Annotated in this window: 14 protein-coding genes; 6 read left to right on the forward strand and 8 right to left on the reverse strand. The window is 75.8% G+C overall.

Going from position 1 to position 16,047, the window contains the following annotated elements:
• Positions 1–7: 7 nt before the first annotated feature.
• Positions 8–469: a PTS sugar transporter subunit IIA gene (locus ACT17Q_RS10645; protein ID WP_141322394.1), complete on the reverse strand. Its 462-nt coding sequence runs from the start codon at positions 467–469 to the stop codon at positions 8–10.
• 19 nt (positions 470–488) lie between these two features.
• Positions 489–719 carry a glucose PTS transporter subunit EIIB gene (locus ACT17Q_RS10650; RefSeq protein WP_094179655.1) on the reverse strand — a complete coding sequence of 77 codons (231 nt, stop codon included), beginning with the start codon at positions 717–719 and terminating at the stop codon, positions 489–491.
• 254 nt (positions 720–973) lie between these two features.
• Between ACT17Q_RS10650 and ptsP the strand changes: the two genes are divergently transcribed.
• The 6 genes from ptsP (at position 974) to ACT17Q_RS10680 (ending at position 9,014) form a co-directional block, all read left to right on the forward strand.
• Positions 974–2,590 (forward strand): phosphoenolpyruvate--protein phosphotransferase, encoded by a 1,617-nt coding sequence (gene ptsP, locus ACT17Q_RS10655; protein WP_444665388.1) that lies wholly within the window; start codon positions 974–976, stop codon positions 2,588–2,590.
• A 21-nt stretch (positions 2,591–2,611) separates the two neighbouring features.
• Positions 2,612–2,992, forward strand: a complete 381-nt coding sequence (locus ACT17Q_RS10660; protein ID WP_094179653.1) for a globin — start codon at positions 2,612–2,614, stop codon at positions 2,990–2,992.
• A gap of 60 nt (positions 2,993–3,052) precedes the next feature.
• Positions 3,053–3,916, forward strand: a complete 864-nt coding sequence (locus tag ACT17Q_RS10665) for an acyl-CoA thioesterase (RefSeq protein ID WP_444662349.1) — start codon at positions 3,053–3,055, stop codon at positions 3,914–3,916.
• 145 nt (positions 3,917–4,061) lie between these two features.
• Positions 4,062–6,287, forward strand: a complete 2,226-nt coding sequence (locus tag ACT17Q_RS10670) for an MMPL family transporter (RefSeq protein WP_444662351.1) — start codon at positions 4,062–4,064, stop codon at positions 6,285–6,287.
• A 10-nt stretch (positions 6,288–6,297) separates the two neighbouring features.
• On the forward strand, positions 6,298–7,299 hold the full coding sequence (locus tag ACT17Q_RS10675; RefSeq protein ID WP_094179650.1) for a DNA topoisomerase IB: 1,002 nt from the start codon (positions 6,298–6,300) through the stop codon (positions 7,297–7,299).
• Positions 7,300–7,355: 56 nt separating this feature from the next.
• Positions 7,356–9,014 (forward strand): SDR family oxidoreductase, encoded by a 1,659-nt coding sequence (locus ACT17Q_RS10680; RefSeq protein WP_444662354.1) that lies wholly within the window; start codon positions 7,356–7,358, stop codon positions 9,012–9,014.
• On the opposite strand, the gene ACT17Q_RS10685 is transcribed toward ACT17Q_RS10680, so the two are convergent.
• The 6 genes from ACT17Q_RS10685 to ACT17Q_RS10710 form a co-directional block, all read right to left on the reverse strand.
• Complete coding sequence (locus tag ACT17Q_RS10685; RefSeq protein ID WP_268531343.1) at positions 8,962–9,423, reverse strand: hypothetical protein; 462 nt, start codon at positions 9,421–9,423, stop codon at positions 8,962–8,964. The two genes, ACT17Q_RS10680 and ACT17Q_RS10685, sit on opposite strands and share 53 nt — an antisense overlap.
• Positions 9,420–9,917, reverse strand: coding sequence for an acyl-CoA thioesterase (locus ACT17Q_RS10690; RefSeq protein ID WP_141320376.1), 498 nt, complete (start codon positions 9,915–9,917; stop codon positions 9,420–9,422). Before ACT17Q_RS10690 ends, ACT17Q_RS10685 begins: the two co-directional genes overlap by 4 nt.
• A gap of 110 nt (positions 9,918–10,027) precedes the next feature.
• Entirely contained in the window at positions 10,028–11,644 is a 1,617-nt protein-coding gene (locus ACT17Q_RS10695; RefSeq protein ID WP_444662357.1) for a GTPase, read from the reverse strand.
• Entirely contained in the window at positions 11,641–13,548 is a 1,908-nt protein-coding gene (locus ACT17Q_RS10700; RefSeq protein ID WP_444662359.1) for a dynamin family protein, read from the reverse strand. Before ACT17Q_RS10700 ends, ACT17Q_RS10695 begins: the two co-directional genes overlap by 4 nt.
• 77 nt (positions 13,549–13,625) lie before the next feature.
• Positions 13,626–15,308 carry an energy-dependent translational throttle protein EttA gene (gene ettA, locus ACT17Q_RS10705; RefSeq protein WP_094179644.1) on the reverse strand — a complete coding sequence of 561 codons (1,683 nt, stop codon included), beginning with the start codon at positions 15,306–15,308 and terminating at the stop codon, positions 13,626–13,628.
• Between the two features lie 134 nt (positions 15,309–15,442).
• Positions 15,443–15,997 (reverse strand): single-stranded DNA-binding protein, encoded by a 555-nt coding sequence (locus ACT17Q_RS10710; RefSeq protein ID WP_094179643.1) that lies wholly within the window; start codon positions 15,995–15,997, stop codon positions 15,443–15,445.
• Positions 15,998–16,047: the final 50 nt, after the last annotated feature.

Consider the following 16,047-nt stretch of genomic DNA (forward strand, 5'->3'; position numbering starts at 1 on the left):
GGGGGGCTCAGCGCCAGGTCAGCAGCGGGTCGCCCGCGGCGACGCGCGAGCCCGGCTCCGCGTCGAGCACGACGAGCGCCGGGTCGGCCTGCAGGGCGACGACCGGGCAGACGGTGGACATGCCCGACGCGGCGACGTCGACGGGCGAGAACGTGACGAGCCGCTGCCCCGCGCGCACGGCCTCGCCGCGCCGCACGTGCAGCGTGAAGCCCAGACCGGCGAGCCGCACGGTGTCGATCCCGAGGTGGACGAGGACGGAGCGTCCGCCGTCGACCTCGAGGGCGAACGCGTGCGGGTGCAGCGCGCCGACGACCCCGTCGCACGGGGCGACGACGTCCAGGCGCGCGACGTGGTCGGGCGCGATCGCGATGCCGGGGCCGACGATCTGCTCGGCGAACACCGGGTCCGGGACCTGCCCGATCGCGTGCACGACCCCGGGCACGGGCGCGACGACGCGCAGCTCGCTCATGTCCGGCGGGCCGGGCGGGTCAGCGCAGGGAGTCGAGCTCGGCGGCCAGGTTGTCCGCCTCGGGGCCGACGATGACCTGCACGATGCGGCCCGAGCGCACGACGCCGAACGCGCCGGAGGCCTTGAGCGCCTGCTCGTCGACGAGCTGGGCGTCGCTCACCTCCACGCGCAGACGCGTGATGCACGGCTCGAGGTCGACGACGTTGGCGTCGCCGCCCAGTGCGGCGAGGATCTGCTCTGCCTTGCTCAATGCCACTCCCGGAGGTTCTCGCGACGACCATCTCGCGACGGGGTTCTCGCGACCGGTCGTCGCGGCCAGCCCAGCCTAACGCGCCCCGCACGTGACGCCTTGCGCGTGTCCGGCTGGCGGCGCGGGTCCGGCGCGGGCCAGACTGACGACGTCTGACGAGGAGGTCGTCCCACGTGAGCCCCACCCCGCCGCCCCCCACGGTGGTGCACGGTCTCGGTGTGAGCCCCGGTCGCGTGGTCGCGCCCGCGGTGCTCATGCCGCCGCCGATCACCGAGCCCCCGTCCGGGCGGCGCCTGCCGCCCGGCGCGGACCACCGGTCGGCCGCCGACCGCGTCGGCGAGGCCTCGCGTCGCGTGTGCGCGGCGCTCGACGCCGCAGCGGACGCGGCCGAGGGGGACGCGGCCGACCTCCTGCGCGCGACCGCCGCGATCGCGGCCGACCCGACGCTCGTCGCCGACGCCGTGCAGCGCGTGATGACCGAGCACCTCGTGCCCGAGCGTGCGGTGTGGGAGGCGGCCGAGTCCGTCGCGGCGCAGTTCGAGGCGCTGGGCGGCCTGTTCGCGGAGCGCACGCGCGACATCCACGACGTGCGCGACCGGCTGGTCGCCGACCTGACCGGACGACCGGCCCCCGGGGTCCCGCAGCGCGACGAGCCGTTCGTGCTGGTCGCGCCGGACCTGGCCCCCGCGGTGGTCGCGACGCTCGACACCGCGCGCGTGCTCGCCATCGCGACGTCGGCCGGTGGCCCGACCGCGCACACCGCGATCCTGGCCCGCGCGCGGGGCATCCCCGCCGTGGTCGCGGCGCGCGGCCTCGACGCGCAGGTCACCGACGGCGACGTCGTCGTCGTGGACGGCGGCGCGGGCACGGTCACGCTGCACCCCGACGACGAGCAGGTCGCGCGCACCCGGGCGCTCGCCGCGGTCGAGCGGACGTTCGACGGCGACGGGCGCACGGCCGACGGTCACCGGGTCGAGCTGCTCGCCAACGTGGGCGCACCGGCGGACGCGCACGCCGCGGCGGCCGCGGGGGCGCAGGGCGTGGGGCTGTTCCGCACCGAGTTCGAGTTCCTCGACCGCGACGAGGCGCCCGGTGTCGACGAGCAGGTCGCGGCGTACCGCGAGGTGTTCGCGCAGTTCCCCGGCCGCAAGGTGGTCATCCGCACGCTCGACGCGGGCGCGGACAAGCCGATGCCGTTCCTGACGGCCGACGACGAGGCGAACCCCGCGCTCGGTGTGCGTGGTCTGCGCACCGCCGCGACGCACCCCGAGGTGCTGGAGGACCAGCTCACCGCGATCGCGCGCGCGGCGCGGGCCGAGTCCGCGCTCGTGTGGGTCATGGCGCCGATGGTCGCGACCGTCGAGGAGACCGAGGAGTTCGTCGAGCGGTGCGCCGCGCACGGTCTGACGACCGCGGGCGTCATGGTCGAGGTGCCGAGCGCCGCCCTGCTGGCGGACCGCATCCTCGCGCACGCCGCGTTCGCGAGCATCGGCACCAACGACCTCACGCAGTACGCCATGGCGGCGGACCGGCTCCTCGGCAGCGTCGCGCACCTGTCGGACGCGTGGCACCCGGCGGTGCTGCGCCTCGTCGCCGAGACGTGCCGCGGTGGCGCCGCGCAGGGCCGACCGGTCGGGGTGTGCGGCGAGGCCGCCGCGGTCCCGGCGCTCGCGGTCGTGCTCGTCGGGCTGGGCGTCTCGTCCCTGTCGATGACGCCGCGCGCGCTCGCCGACGTCGCGGCGGTGCTGCAGGCCACGTCGCTCGACGAGTGCCGGCGTCTGGCGCAGCTCGCGCTCGGCGCGCAGTCCGCGGCGGACGCGCGCGAGCGGGTGCGCGCGGGGCTGCCCGTGCTCGGCGACCTGGGGCTGTGACGCGCGTGTGAGGATGGGCGCGTGAGGGACACGTTCTACGAGGCCGTGGGCGGTCACGACACGTTCGTCGCGCTCGTCGACCGCTTCTACGAGGGGGTCGCGGGCGACCCGGTGCTCAAGCCGATGTACCCCGAGGAGGACCTGGCCCCGGCCGCCGCGCGGCTCACCGCGTTCCTCGAGCAGTACTGGGGCGGGCCGACGACGTACTCGCAGGAGCGCGGGCACCCGCGCCTGCGGATGCGCCACGCGCCGTACAAGGTCAATCCGGACGCGCGCGACCGGTGGCTCGCGCACATGCGGGACGCGGTCGACTCGCTCGACCTGGCGCCGCTGCACCGCGCCGAGCTGTGGGACTACCTGGAGCGCGCAGCGCACTCGATGATCAACACGTTCGAGGACTGAGGGCGACGTCACGGCCGACCCGTCCCGGCGCGGGGCGCCCGGCGTGAGATTCTGCGGGGCATGACGACGCCCGACCGGGTCGACGCGGTGCTCGAGGCACTGCGCCTGCGGCCCGTCCCCGACCAGCCCGACACGTTCACCGCGACCAGCCTCCCGCAGCCCGGCGGACGCGTGTTCGGCGGGCAGGTGCTCGCGCAGGCGCTGCTCGCGGCGGGCGCGACGCTCGACGACGACCGGCTCCCCCACTCGCTGCACGGCTACTTCCTGCGCGCGGGTGACGTCGCCGAGCCGATCACGTTCGCGGTCGAGCGGCTGCGCGACGGGAGGTCGTTCACGGCCCGCCGCACGCACGCGCTGCAGAACGGCGCACCGATCCTGTCGATGATCGCGTCGTTCCAGACCGAGCAGGACGGGATCGAGTACGCCGACGAGATGCCCCCGGACGTACCGACGCCGCAGGACGTGCCGTCGGTGTTCGACGTGCTCGGCCCGATCGACCACCCCGTGGCGCGGTTCTGGACGCAGGAGGCCGCGTTCGACGTCCGCCACGTCGAGGGTTCGCTGTACCTGGGCCCCGCGCCGGAGCGCACCGGGCAGCAGATGGTCTGGTTCCGCTCGCGCTCGCCGCTGCCGGACGGGCAGCTGCTGCACCGTGCGCTGCTCGCGTACGCCTGCGACCAGGTCATGCTCGAGCCGGTGCTGCGCCGCGCGGGCCGCTCGTGGGTGACGCCCGGCATGTCGATCGCGAGCCTCGACCACGCGATCTGGTGGCACCGCGACGTCCGGGTCGACGACTGGCTGCTGTACGTGCAGGCGTCGCCGAGCGCGCAGAGCGGGCGAGGGCTGGGCACGGCGCGCGTGTTCACGCAGGACGGGGCGCTCGTCGCGACCATCGCGCAGGAGGGCATGGTCCGGGTGCCCTGACCGGTCCCGGCGGGGCACCGCCGGGCGCACGTCGTGCCTGGTCAGACCCGCCGCGGGCCCGGCGTGACGCGCACCACGCACGGATCATCCGGACACTTCGTCCGCTCGGCGCGCGCACGCGGCCGTCGTGCCTCAGTATTCGGGCATGCCGTCGCGTCGCCCCGCCCTCGTCCGTGCCGTCCTGGTGGCCGTCAGCATCGTCGTCTGGATGGCGATCGCGTCGTTCGGCGGTCAGGCGCAGGGCAAGCTGTCCCAGGTCCAGACGAACGACACCGCGGCATTCCTGCCGTCGTCGGCGGAGTCGACCCTCGCCGCGGAGGCTGGCCGCGAGTTCGTCGAGGCACCCGCGCTGCCCGCGCTCGTCGTCCTGACGCCCGCGGCGGGCGGTCAGGTCACCGACGCGCAGGTCGAGCAGGTCACGGCCGTCGCACAGGCCGTGCCACAGCACGCCGTCCCCGGCACGGACGCCGTGTGGGCGGACTACCTCACGGCCGACCCGGTCGTCACGCCGTCGCAGGACGGCGAGGCGATCCTCGTCGTCTACTCCCTCGACGCGGACAGTGCGGAGGAGCTCGTCGGCGACGAGGAGTCGGTCACCGGGGCGTTCGTCGGCGACCTGCGCGCGACGCTCGACGACGAGCTCGGCGCGACCGCGAGCTCGGCCGGTGAGGCCGGGCTGAATGCGTGGGTCACCGGTCCCGCGGGCTTCGTCGCGGACCTCGTCACGGCGTTCGGCGGCATCGACGGCATCCTGCTCGTCGTGGCGCTCGTCGCGGTGCTGCTGATCCTCGTGGTCGTGTACCGCTCCCCGCTGCTGCCGTTCGTCGTGATCCTGACGGCCGTGTTCGCACTGACGCTCGCGGGGCTCGTCGTGTACCTGCTCGCGGACTCTGGCACGCTCGTCCTCAACGGCCAGGCGCAAGGCATCCTGTCGATCCTCGTCGTGGGTGCGAGCGTCGACTACGCGCTCCTGCTCGTCGCGCGCTACCGCGAGGAGCTGCGCCACCACGAGCACCCGGCCGCCGCGATGCGCCGCGCGTGGCGCGCGTGCCTCGAGCCGATCGCTGCCTCCGCCGGCACCGTCGTCGCAGGCGTGCTGTGCCTGCTGCTGTCCGAGCTGGGCTCCAACCGCAGCCTCGGGCCGGTGGCCGCGATCGGCATCGTGTCCGCGTTCCTCGCGGCGCTGACCCTGCTGCCCGCGTTCCTGCTGATCGGGGGCAGGCGCTCGCGGTTCTACTTCTGGCCGCGCACCCCCCGGTACGTCGAGACGTCGGCGACGTCGGCCGACGCCACGCCCGCCGAGCTCGCGGGCGTGTGGGGCCGGCTCGCACGCTGGGTCGGCCGGCACGCGCGTGCGGTGTGGGTCTCGACCGCCGCGGTGCTGGTCGCGTTCGCCGCGTTCCTCCCGACGTTCTCCGCGGAGGGCACCAGCGAGACCGACGTGTTCCGCACCGAGGTCGACGCGGTCGCGGGCGAGGAGGTCCTCGCGGCGCACTTCCCCGCGGGTTCGGTCGACCCCGTCACCGTGATCGTCGCGCAGGGCGACGCGGACGCCGCCGCCCGGGCCGCGCAGGGCGTCGACGGTGTCGCGTCCGTCGCGCCGTACACCGGGACCCCCGCGGGCGCGCCGACGGGCGAGCAGGCCGAGCCGCTCGTCGTCGACGGTCGCGTGCGGCTCGACGTCTCGACGGACGCCCCCTCCGACTCGCGCGCCGCGCAGGACACGGTGCGCGACGTGCGCACCGCCGTGCACGACGTCGCACCGGACGCGCTCGTCGGTGGTGCCGCCGCCGAGACGGTCGACTCGGTCGACGCCGCGCAGCGCGACCTGCGGGTCATCGTGCCGGTCGTGCTCGTCGTGATCGTCCTGATCCTCACGCTGCTGCTGCGCGCGGTCACCGCCGCGCTCGTCCTGCTCCTCGCCAACGTGCTGTCGTTCGCGGCGACGCTCGGGGTGGCCGCGATCCTGTTCGAGCACGTCTTCGACTACCCGGGCGCGGACCCGACCGTCCCGCTGTTCGCGTTCGTGTTCCTCGTCGCGCTCGGGGTCGACTACTCGATCTTCCTCATGACCCGCGTGCGCGAGGAGTCGCTGCGTGACGGCACACGGGTCGGGGTGGTCCGCGGGCTCGCGGTGACCGGCGGCGTCATCACGTCCGCCGGGGTCGTCCTCGCGACCACGTTCGCCGCGCTCGCCGTCATCCCGCTGCTGTTCCTCGCGCAGCTCGCGTTCCTCGTCGCGTTCGGCGTCCTGCTCGACACGTTCGTCGTGCGCACGCTCCTGGTCCCGGCCCTGGTGCACGACCTCGACCACCGCACGTGGTGGCCGTCGCGGCTCGCCCGTCCGCGCGTGCCCGCCCGGGAGCGGTGAGGCACCCCTCGTGGTGCGGCTGCGCCGGGTGCGCATCGACTCGCCGGGGTGGACGCGCCGCCGCGCGGGCCGCGGGTTCGTGTACCTCGACCACGACCGCCTGCGGATCACCGACGCGGAGCACCTGACCCGGATCGTCGGGCTCGCGATCCCGCCCGCGTGGCAGGACGTGTGGATCTGCCCGCTGCCCCACGGTCACATCCAGGCCGCCGGTCTCGACGACGCGCAGCGCCGCCAGTACCTGTACCACGCGCAGTGGCGGGTGCGCCGCGACCGGCTCAAGCACGACCACGTGCTCGACGTGGCGCGGCGCCTGCCGGCGGCTCGCCGCCACGTGCGCCGCGACCTGCGGCTCGAGGGCTTCCCGCGCGACAAGGCGCTCGCGCTCGCGTTCCGTCTGCTCGACCTCGCGTACCTGCGGGTGGGCGGGGAGGGCTACGCCGCGCGGCACGGGTCGTACGGCCTCGCGACGCTGCGCAAGGACCACGTGCGCGTGCTGCCGCCGCAGACGGAGTCCGACCCGGGCCGCGTCCACCTGCACTTCCCCGCCAAGTCCGGCCAGGTGCGGGACACGGTCGTCGAGGACGACGACGTCGCCGCGCTCGTGCGCACGCTCGTCCGTCGCCGCGACGACTCCCCCGAGCTGCTCGCGTGGCGCGACGAGGCCGCGGGCGTCTGGCGCGACGTGACCAGCGCCGACGTCTCGGCGTACGTCAAGCGTCGCCTCGGCGCCGACGCGACGCCCAAGGACTTCCGCACGTGGCACGCGACCGTGCTCGCGGCGCGCGGTCTCGCGGCGGCCGGCCCCGCACCCGCGTCCGACCGTGCGCGGCGGCGCGTGGTCACGCAGGTCGTGCGCGACGTCGCCGAGGAGCTCGGCAACACGCCGGCGGTGTGCCGGGCGTCCTACATCGACCCACGCGTCGTCGACCTCTGGGAGCGCGGGGAGACCATCCGCCCGACGCGCTCGCAGGCCGTCGCGGAGCGCGAGACGCTCCGCCTGCTGGGCTGAGCGCGCCGCGCACCTCCCGCCGTGCGGCCACCGGGCCCGTGCCGCAGACTGCCACGGTGACGACCGACGACGACCTGGCGCCCGAGCCCGTCGCGCACAGCCTCCCGGGGCTCGTGCCGGGCCTCGACGACGACGGCCGGCCCCGCCCCGACGCGCCGCTCGCGGTCGTCACGGGTGTGACGGGCTACGTCGGCGGGCGGCTGGTGCCCGAGCTGCTGACCGCCGGCTACCGCGTGCGCGCCGTGGCCCGCACGCCCGACCGGCTGCGTGGGCGTCCGTGGTACGACGACGTCGAGGTCGTGCAGGCGGACGCGGCCGAACCCGACGAGATCGGGCCCGCGCTGCGCGGGGCGCACGTCGCGTACTACCTCATCCACTCGCTCGGCACGGGGCGCGAGTTCGCGGAGCGCGACCGGCGTACCGTGCAGGCGTTCGCGGACGCGGCCGCCGCGGAGCGCGTCGGGCGCATCGTGTACCTGGGCGGCCTCACACCCGACGACGAGGTCCTCTCGGAGCACCTCGCGTCGCGTGCCGAGGTCGGCGAGATCCTGCTGCGCAGCGGCGTGCCGACCACCGTCCTGCGCGCCGCCGTGATCCTCGGGTCCGGCTCCGCGTCGTTCGAGATGATGCGCTACCTCACCGAGCGGCTGCCCGCGATGACCGTGCCGCGCTGGGTCGGCAACCGCATCCAGCCGATCGCGGTGCGCGACGTGCTGCGCTACCTCGTCGGCGCGGCCGCGATGCCGCCCGACGTGAACCGCGGGTTCGACATCGGCGGCCCGGACGTCCTGACCTACCGCGACATGATGCAGGGCTACGCGCAGGAGGCCGGGCTGCGGCGACGGGTCATCGTCGGCGTCCCGCTGCTCACGCCCCGCCTGTCGAGCCTGTGGGTGTCGCTCGTGACCCCCGTGCCCGGTGGGCTCGCGCGCCCCCTCGTCGGGTCGCTCGTGCACGAGGTCGTGTGCCGCGAGCACGACATCGCCCGGTACGTGCCCGACCCGCCCGAGGGTCTCGTGGGGTTCCGCCGAGCGGTCCGGCTCGCGCTGCGACGCGTGCAGGAGGCGTCGGTGTCGACCCGCTGGTCGTCGGCGTCCGTGCCCGGCGCGCCGTCCGACCCCCTGCCGAGCGACCCCGACTGGGCGGGCGGCTCGCTGTACGTCGACGAGCGACGCGTGCAGGTCGACGCCTCCCCCGCGGCGCTGTGGCGCGTCATCGAGGCCGTGGGCGGCGAGCGCGGCTGGTACTCGTGGCCGTTCGCGTGGCACGTGCGCGGGCTGCTCGACCGGCTCGCGGGCGGCCCGGGGCTGCGTCGCGGTCGGCGCGACCCGGGGCGCCTGCTCGTCGACGACGCGGTCGACTGGTGGCGCGTCGAGGCGATCGAGCCCGGTCGCCTGCTGCGCCTGCGCGCGGAGATGCGCGTGCCGGGGCTCGCGTGGCTCGAGCTGCGGGTCGAGCCCGTGACGCAGGACACGGGCGACGGGGACCCCTGGACGACCGCGCCGGTGGTGTTCTCCCAGCGCGCGCTGTTCCACCCCAGCGGTCTCGCGGGCCAGCTCTACTGGTGGTCGGTCGCACCGTTCCACGGCGTCGTGTTCGGGGGCATGCAGCGCAACATCGCGGCCGCGGCGAGCAGCGCGCAGCGCTCGATGCGTGCGCCGGTCAGCGGCGACGCCACCACCGGCGGGGCGGGTCGTCCGGCGCCAGGGTCGTGAGCACGCGCTCGACCGCGGCGCGCTGGTCGTCGTCCGCCGCGAGCGCGGTCACCAGGACGACGTCGTGGCCGCGGCACAGGGCGGCGGCGAGGTGCCAGCCCTCGTCGTGCTCCCAGCGCACGCCGGCGCGCTCGGCGGTCGGCTCGTCGTCGCCGTGCAGCGGGAGCGCCGCCACGTCGTCCGGTGCGCCCTGCGCCCGCGCGTGGGCCAGCACGGTCGCGCGCGCGTCGGGCGCCGGGCGCGGCCCGCGGTGCACCGAGACGTCGAGCGTCACCCCCTCGCCGCGCACGCGGTACCGGTGGCCCTCCAGGCCGGTGGCCGCCCAGCCCGCGGGCACGCGCAGCGCGAACACCCCCGCGTGCGCGAGCACCTGCCCGGGCACCGGGACCTCGGCGTCCGACGCGCTCACCGCGCGCCCCGTCGGCGGATCGCGACCGGCTCCTCGAGGTACGGCTGCCACGCCGCGCGCTCGTCGGGACCGATGCGGGTGGGCGCACCCGTCGTGGAGTCGACCAGCACGATCGTCGTGACGGCCCGGGCGTACACGACCGACGCCGGGTCGGCCGCGGGCAGGTCACGCACCTGGTAGCAGACGTCGAGGCTCGCACCGCCGAGGTGGCCGATCCACAGCTCGACGACCACCGGGGAGCGCCGGTACCCGAGCGGCCTGACGTACTGGATCTCCTGGTGCGCGATGAACGTCGACACGCGCGTGCCCGGTCCGGCGTCGAGCACGGCGGTGGAGCGCGTCTCGGGCCGCACGCCGTCGGGGCCCACGGGGTGCTGCCAGAACACCTCGATGCGGGCCTCCTCGAGCAGGCGCAGCATCTCCACGTTGTTGACGTGCGCGTACGCGTCCATGTCCGACCAGCGCAGCTGCACCGGCACCTCGAGCCTCGCCATGCGTGTCCCTCCTCGTCGCGCGGACACCTCTCCCCGCCCGTCGCATCCTCCCCCGTCCGCCGGTCCGCCGAGCGCGACGTCCGTCCCGTGGTGCGCCGCCGGGGGGCGTCTCAGCGCGCCGCGGCGCGCGCCGCCTGCGACCGGCAGCGCTCGAGCGCGGCCGTCTCCTGGGCGAGCGGGTCCACGACGAGCGCGTCCGCGACCTGCGCGACGGCCGCGCGCAACCGCCTGCCGGCCGCGCGTGCCCGACGCCGCGCACCCAGCCGCGCCGCGACGCCGGCGAGCAGCGCGACGAGCACCCCGGCCAGCACACCGCCGACGAGGAGCGCGGTCGGCACGGGGACCGGCCCCCACTGCGGCACGTCCGGCTCGGGGAGCCGCAGGTAGCCCATCGGCGCGAGCCCGGCGAGCCACAGCCCGCCGACGACAGCGGCCGTGAGCAGCAGCCACTGCAGCCCTGCGACGACCCGCCACCACCACGCCGGGCGCTGCGGGACCAGCGGTGTGCGCGCGATCGCGTGGTCGAGCGCGTCGGGCAGCGCGCCGGTCCGCGCGTCGGTCAGGGCGGCGGGGTCGAGCCGCGCGCGCGCCGCGAGCACCCACGCGTCGGGTGCACCCGCGAGCGCGGCGTCCGCGTGGTCACGCACGGCGGTCGCCGCCCGTGCGCGCTGCGCGGCGCCCAGAGGCGGCAGCGACGTGCGCGCGAGCTCGGCCTGCGGCGCGGGCCGGGGCGCGAGCCCGAGGCGCCGCAGCGGGTCGGGGCGCAGGCCCGCGACCCAGCGCACGGGCGGCCAGCCGGTCCGCGCGGTCGCGGCGCGCACGGTCGCGCGCCGCACCGCGTCGACGACGGTCGGGACGCCGGCGGCGTCCGCGAGTGCGTCCACGAGAGCGCGGGAGTCGGGGGTGCGGCCGCGCACCGGGGGGCCGCACGCGTCGAGCACCACGGCCGCGGCGTTCCGCAGGTCCGCACCGAACCGCCGCGTGCTCGCCTCGCGCCGCCGCACGGCGTCCGCGACGAGGGTGCGCAGCGCGTCGACACCCGCACCCGTCGCGGCCGAGAGGCCCAGGGCACGCGCCGCGCCGATCCCGTCGGCGGTGGCGAGCCGCCGCAGGTCCGCGAGCACCGCCGCCGCGTCGTCCGGGGTCAGGCGGTCGACCTGGTTGAGCGCCAGCACGACGACGTCGTCGTGCCCGACGAGCGTGCGCAGGAACCCCTCGTGCAGCGCGGCGTCCGCGTACTTCTGCGGGTCGACCACCCACACGAGCAGGTCGGCGCGCGCGACGAGCCGCTCCGCGCGCACGCGGTGCTCGACGACGACCGAGTCGTGGTCGGGCAGGTCGAGCAGCACCAGGCCGGGCGGCAGCGCGGTCGTCGCCGCGGGCAGCACGTGGCGCCGGTCGACCTCGAGCCAGTCGAGCAGCGCGGACGGGTCCTGGCCGCCGTCCCCGGCCGGGACCACGAGGGCGAGCGGGTGGGACGTCGTCGGCCGCTGAACGCCCGTCGCGGCGAGGTCGGCGGCCGCGAGCGCGTTGAGCAGCGAGGACTTGCCCGAGCCGGTCGCCCCGGCGAGCGCGACCACCGTGTGCTCGGCGGACAGCCCCGCACGCTCGCGCACGCGCGCGACGAGCGCGCGGGTGTCCTCGACGAGGTCGGGTGCGAGCCGGCCGTCGCCCGCGTCGAGCGCCGCGGCGAGCGCGTCGGCGCGCTGCTCGAGCGTGAGGCTCATGCGCGTTCCTCGTCGGTCCCGGCCGCGCGCCGCCCGAGCAGCCGCTGCCACAGCCCTCGACGCGGGGGCTGCGCGACCGCGTCGCCGCGGGTCGGCTCGTCGGCCGCCGCGTCGGCACCGCGCAGGCGCCGGCCGCTGCCCGCGGGCGCGGGCGTGGCGGCGATCGTCGGGCGGTCGCGCCGCTCGTCGCGGGCCGCACGCGCCACGTCGTCCGCGGCCGCCCGCAGCGCGCCGCCTGCGGCATGGGCGGCACCGAGCGCGTCGAGCTGGGCCGTGAACCGGGCCGACTCCGCGTCGAGGAGCCGCGCGGCGCGCGCGTCGAGGAGCTCACGCGCCTGCGCCGCCAGACGCCGCACCGCGTCGTCCCCGAACACGGCCTCGAGCACCTTCTGCGCGACGAGCGCCGTGCCCCCCGCGATGCCGACCTCCACGCCGGTGATCCCGCCCGTGGAGGCGAACGCGAGCACCATGAGGCTCACCCCGAGCGCGTTGACCCCGAACGACAGCCCGCGTGCGGTGCCGCGCCGGGCCGCGCCCTGCTCGCGCACCAGCTCCAGGACGTCGGCCTGCCAGCCGCGCACCTCGGCGTCGACCGCGGCGCGCAGCCCGGCCGACCCGCGCGACAGCTCGAGGCCGACGAGCGCCGCACCGGCCGCGTCCGCACGCCACGCCGCGTGGCTGCGGGCGGCCGCGGCGTCCGCGGCGTCGAGCAGCACGACCTGCAGGCTCGTCGCGATCGCCTGCTCGACCTGCGGCGCGGGCGCGGGCCGTCCGCGCAGGAACCGCCCGACCGCGTCCCGGACGCGCCCCACGCCCGCCTCGACCGAGCGCAGCAGGTCCCCCGTGCCCACCAGGTCCTGCCATCGCGCGAGGACCTCCCCACGGAGCATCGCGCCCTGCGACGTCGCCTCGGACACCGTGCGTGCCGCCTCGTCGTAGGCGAGCGCGACCGCCGCGCGCAGGCGCGTGTCGGCGGCCACCTGCGCGTCACCGGCATCGGCGATGCCCCCTGCCCGCCGCACCAGGTCGTCCACCACGCCGTCGCGCGTCGCGAGCGCGACCGCCTCGCGCGTCGGCGCGTCGGCGCCGAGCGCGGTCAGCCACGCGGCGACCGGACCGACCGCGTGCTCCGGGAGCAGCCCGTCGACCAGCGGGGTCTCCGGCACGACGAGCAGCGGCGCGTCCTCGAGGCCGTTGCCGTCCATGAGCCGGCGCAGGTCCGCCGCCACGGCCTGCGCCCCGGCGTCCACCCGGTCGACGACGAGCGCGACCTGCGTGTGCCGCCGCGCAGCGCGGTGCAGCAGCTCCCAGGGCACCGCGTCCGCGTACCGCGCCGCGGTGGTGACGAACAGCCACAGGTCCGCCGCGTCGAGCAGCTGGCCCGCGAGCCGGCGGTTCGTGTCGTCGACCGAGTCGACGTCCGGTGCGTCGAGCAGGGCGAGCCCGGGCGGGAGCACCTCGGACGCGACGAGCCGCAGCGCCCGCCCCTCGCCGGCGGCACCGGCGTCCGAGACCACGCGCGCGAGTCCGGGCAGCACGCGGTCCGTGGAGAACCAGCGCTCGTCGAGCGGGTGGTGCACGAGCACGGGTGCGCGGGTGGTCGGCCGCAGCACGCCGGGGGCGGAGACCTGCACGCCGAGCAACGAGTTCACGAGCGTCGACTTGCCCGCCCCGGTCGAGCCGCCGACCACGACGAGCAGGGGCGCGCTGTGCGCCCGCAGGCGCGGCAGCAGGTAGTCGTCGAGCTGGTCGAGCGCCGCCGCACGGTCGCCGCGGGCCTCGGCGACGCGGGGCGTCTCGAGCGGGAGCTCGAGCGCCACCAGGCGGCTGCGCAGGCGCTCGAGCGCCTCGACGAGCGGGCCCTGGTGGCCGCCCGTCGTGCCTGCGACCTCGGATCCCGTCACGCTCGACAGTCTGCCCGAGCACGCGCGCCCCGGCCCGACGAGGCGGACCGGGGCACGCGTGGCGCGGCGGGCGTCGCTCAGTCGCGGCGCAGCTTGCGGTAGGTGACGCGGTGCGGGCGCGCGGCGTCCGCACCCAGACGCGCCACCTTGTTCTCCTCGTAGGAGGCGAAGTTGCCCTCGAACCAGTACCAGTTCGCGGGGTTCTCCTCGGTGCCCTCGTACGCCAGGATGTGCGTCGCGACCCGGTCGAGGAACCACCGGTCGTGCGAGACCACGACGGCGCAGCCCGGGAAGTCGAGCAGCGCGTTCTCGAGCGAGCCCAGCGTCTCGACGTCGAGGTCGTTGGTCGGCTCGTCGAGCAGGAGCAGGTTGCCGCCCTGCTTGAGGGTGAGCGCCAGGTTGAGGCGGTTGCGCTCACCGCCCGACAGCACGCCCGCCGGCTTCTGCTGGTCCGGGCCCTTGAACCCGAACGACGCGACGTACGCGCGCGAGGGGATCTCGACGTTGCCGACCTTGAGGAAGTCGAGGCCGTCCGAGACGACCTCCCACAGCGTCTTCTTCGGGTCGATGCCGCCGCGCGACTGGTCGACGTACGAGATCGACACGGTCTCGCCGATCTTCAGCTCGCCGCCGTCGAGCGGCTCGAGGCCGACGATCGTCTTGAACAGCGTCGTCTTGCCGACGCCGTTCGGGCCGATCACGCCGACGATGCCGTTGCGCGGCAGCGTGAAGCTCAGCCCGTCGATCAGCTGTCGGCCGTCGAAGCCCTTGCTCAGGTCCTTCGCCTCGAGGACGAGGTTGCCCAGACGCGGGCCCGGCGGGATCTGGATCTCCTCGAAGTCGAGCTTGCGCGTGCGCTCGGCCTCGGCGGCCATCTCCTCGTAGCGGGCCAGGCGCGCCTTCGACTTGGTCTGGCGGCCCTTGGCGTTCTGCCGGACCCAGTCGAGCTCGTCCTTGAGTCGCTTGGCGAGCTTCGCGTCCTTCTTGCCCTGGACCTGGAGGCGCTCCTGCTTCTTCTCCAGGTACGTGGAGTAGTTGCCCTCGTAGGGGTAGAGGCGGCCGCGGTCGACCTCGCAGATCCACTCGGCGATGTTGTCGAGGAAGTACCGGTCGTGCGTGACGGCCAGGATGGCGCCCTGGTACGCCTTGAGGTGCTGCTCGAGCCACTGCACCGACTCGGCGTCCAGGTGGTTGGTGGGCTCGTCGAGCAGCAGCAGGTCCGGCTTCTCGAGCAGGAGCTTGCACAGCGCGACGCGGCGGCGCTCACCACCGGAGAGCACCTTGACGTCCGCGTCCGGCGGCGGGCAGCGCAGCGCGTCCATCGCCTGCTCGAGCTGCGCGTCCAGGTCCCACGCGTCGGCCGCGTCGATGGCCTCCTGCAGCTGGCCCATCTCGGCGAGCAGCGCGTCGAAGTCCGCGTCGGGCTCGGCCATGAGCGCCGAGATCTCGTTGTACCGGTCGAGCTTCGCCTTGATCTCGCCCACACCCTCCTCGACGTTGCCGAGGACGGTCTTGTCGTCGTTGAGCGGCGGCTCCTGCTGCAGGATGCCGACCGTGAACCCGGGGCTCAGACGCGCCTCGCCGTTCGACGGCTGGTCCAGGCCGGCCATGATCTTCAGGATCGTCGACTTGCCGGCGCCGTTCGGCCCGACGACGCCGATCTTGGCGCCGGGCAGGAAGTTCAGCGAGACGTCGTCGAGGATGACCTTGTCTCCGTGCGCCTTGCGCGCCTTGTACATGGTGTAGATGAACTCAGCCACGGGCTCGGTTCTCCGCCTCACGTGCTCGGGGATGCTGGGGGTCGCGGGACGCGACCGGCGACCACCCGCCGACGCCGGCCGCGCGCGTGCAGCGGCCGGTCGTCGTCGGGATCGCGGTGCACCAGCCTAGACGCTCACCGGGTGGCACCGGCGAGCGTGGCCTCCTCCGTGAGCACGTGGCCCTCGTCGACGAGGCCCTCGTCGGGCGCCTGCTCGTCCGGCGCGTCGTGCGCGGACGCCTCGTCGAGCTCGACGAGACGCGTGACGTCGACCGGGCGGTCGCTGCGCACCTCGTCCGCCGCGAGCGCGGCGGCGCCCGAGAGCGTGCGCTCGAACGCCACGGTGCCGTACGTGAGGTCGAGCCCGATGGCCGTCGCCTCCAGCACGAGCGACGTGCGCGTCGCGCCACCCTGGTCCTGCCACTCGCGCGTCGACAGGCGCCCCTGCACGACGACGGGAACGCCCTTGCGCAGCGAGAGACCCGCGTTGACCGCGAGCGCGCGCCAGGCCTTCACCTGGAACCACTCGGTCTGCGAGTCCTGCCACTGCCCCGTCACGCGGTTCCACCACCGCCGCGTGCTCCCGACCCGGAAGGTCGTGTACGCCGCGCGCCCGTCCTGCGCGGGCAGCGTCGTGATCTCGCTGCCGACCCACCCCGTGACGGTGATGTCGAGGGTCCCGTTGCTCATGCTGCCTCCTGCCGACCGGCCCCGTCTCGACCGGGGCGTGTGCGGGCAGC

Origin of the sequence: Cellulomonas sp. CW35 (genome assembly GCF_052378485.1) — a bacterium.
GTDB classification, from domain to species: domain Bacteria; phylum Actinomycetota; class Actinomycetes; order Actinomycetales; family Cellulomonadaceae; genus Cellulomonas; species Cellulomonas uda.

Coding starts and splice junctions, on each gene's coding strand:
- ACT17Q_RS10695 (WP_444662357.1), bottom strand. CDS start 11,644: ATGAGCCTCACGCTCGAGCAGCGCGCCGACGCGCTCGCCGCGGCGCTC.
- ACT17Q_RS10665 (WP_444662349.1), top strand. CDS start 3,053: ATGACGACGCCCGACCGGGTCGACGCGGTGCTCGAGGCACTGCGCCTG.
- ACT17Q_RS10645 (WP_141322394.1), bottom strand. CDS start 469: ATGAGCGAGCTGCGCGTCGTCGCGCCCGTGCCCGGGGTCGTGCACGCG.
- ptsP (WP_444665388.1), top strand. CDS start 974: ATGCCGCCGCCGATCACCGAGCCCCCGTCCGGGCGGCGCCTGCCGCCC.
- ACT17Q_RS10670 (WP_444662351.1), top strand. CDS start 4,062: ATGCCGTCGCGTCGCCCCGCCCTCGTCCGTGCCGTCCTGGTGGCCGTC.
- ACT17Q_RS10690 (WP_141320376.1), bottom strand. CDS start 9,917: ATGGCGAGGCTCGAGGTGCCGGTGCAGCTGCGCTGGTCGGACATGGAC.
- ACT17Q_RS10710 (WP_094179643.1), bottom strand. CDS start 15,997: ATGAGCAACGGGACCCTCGACATCACCGTCACGGGGTGGGTCGGCAGC.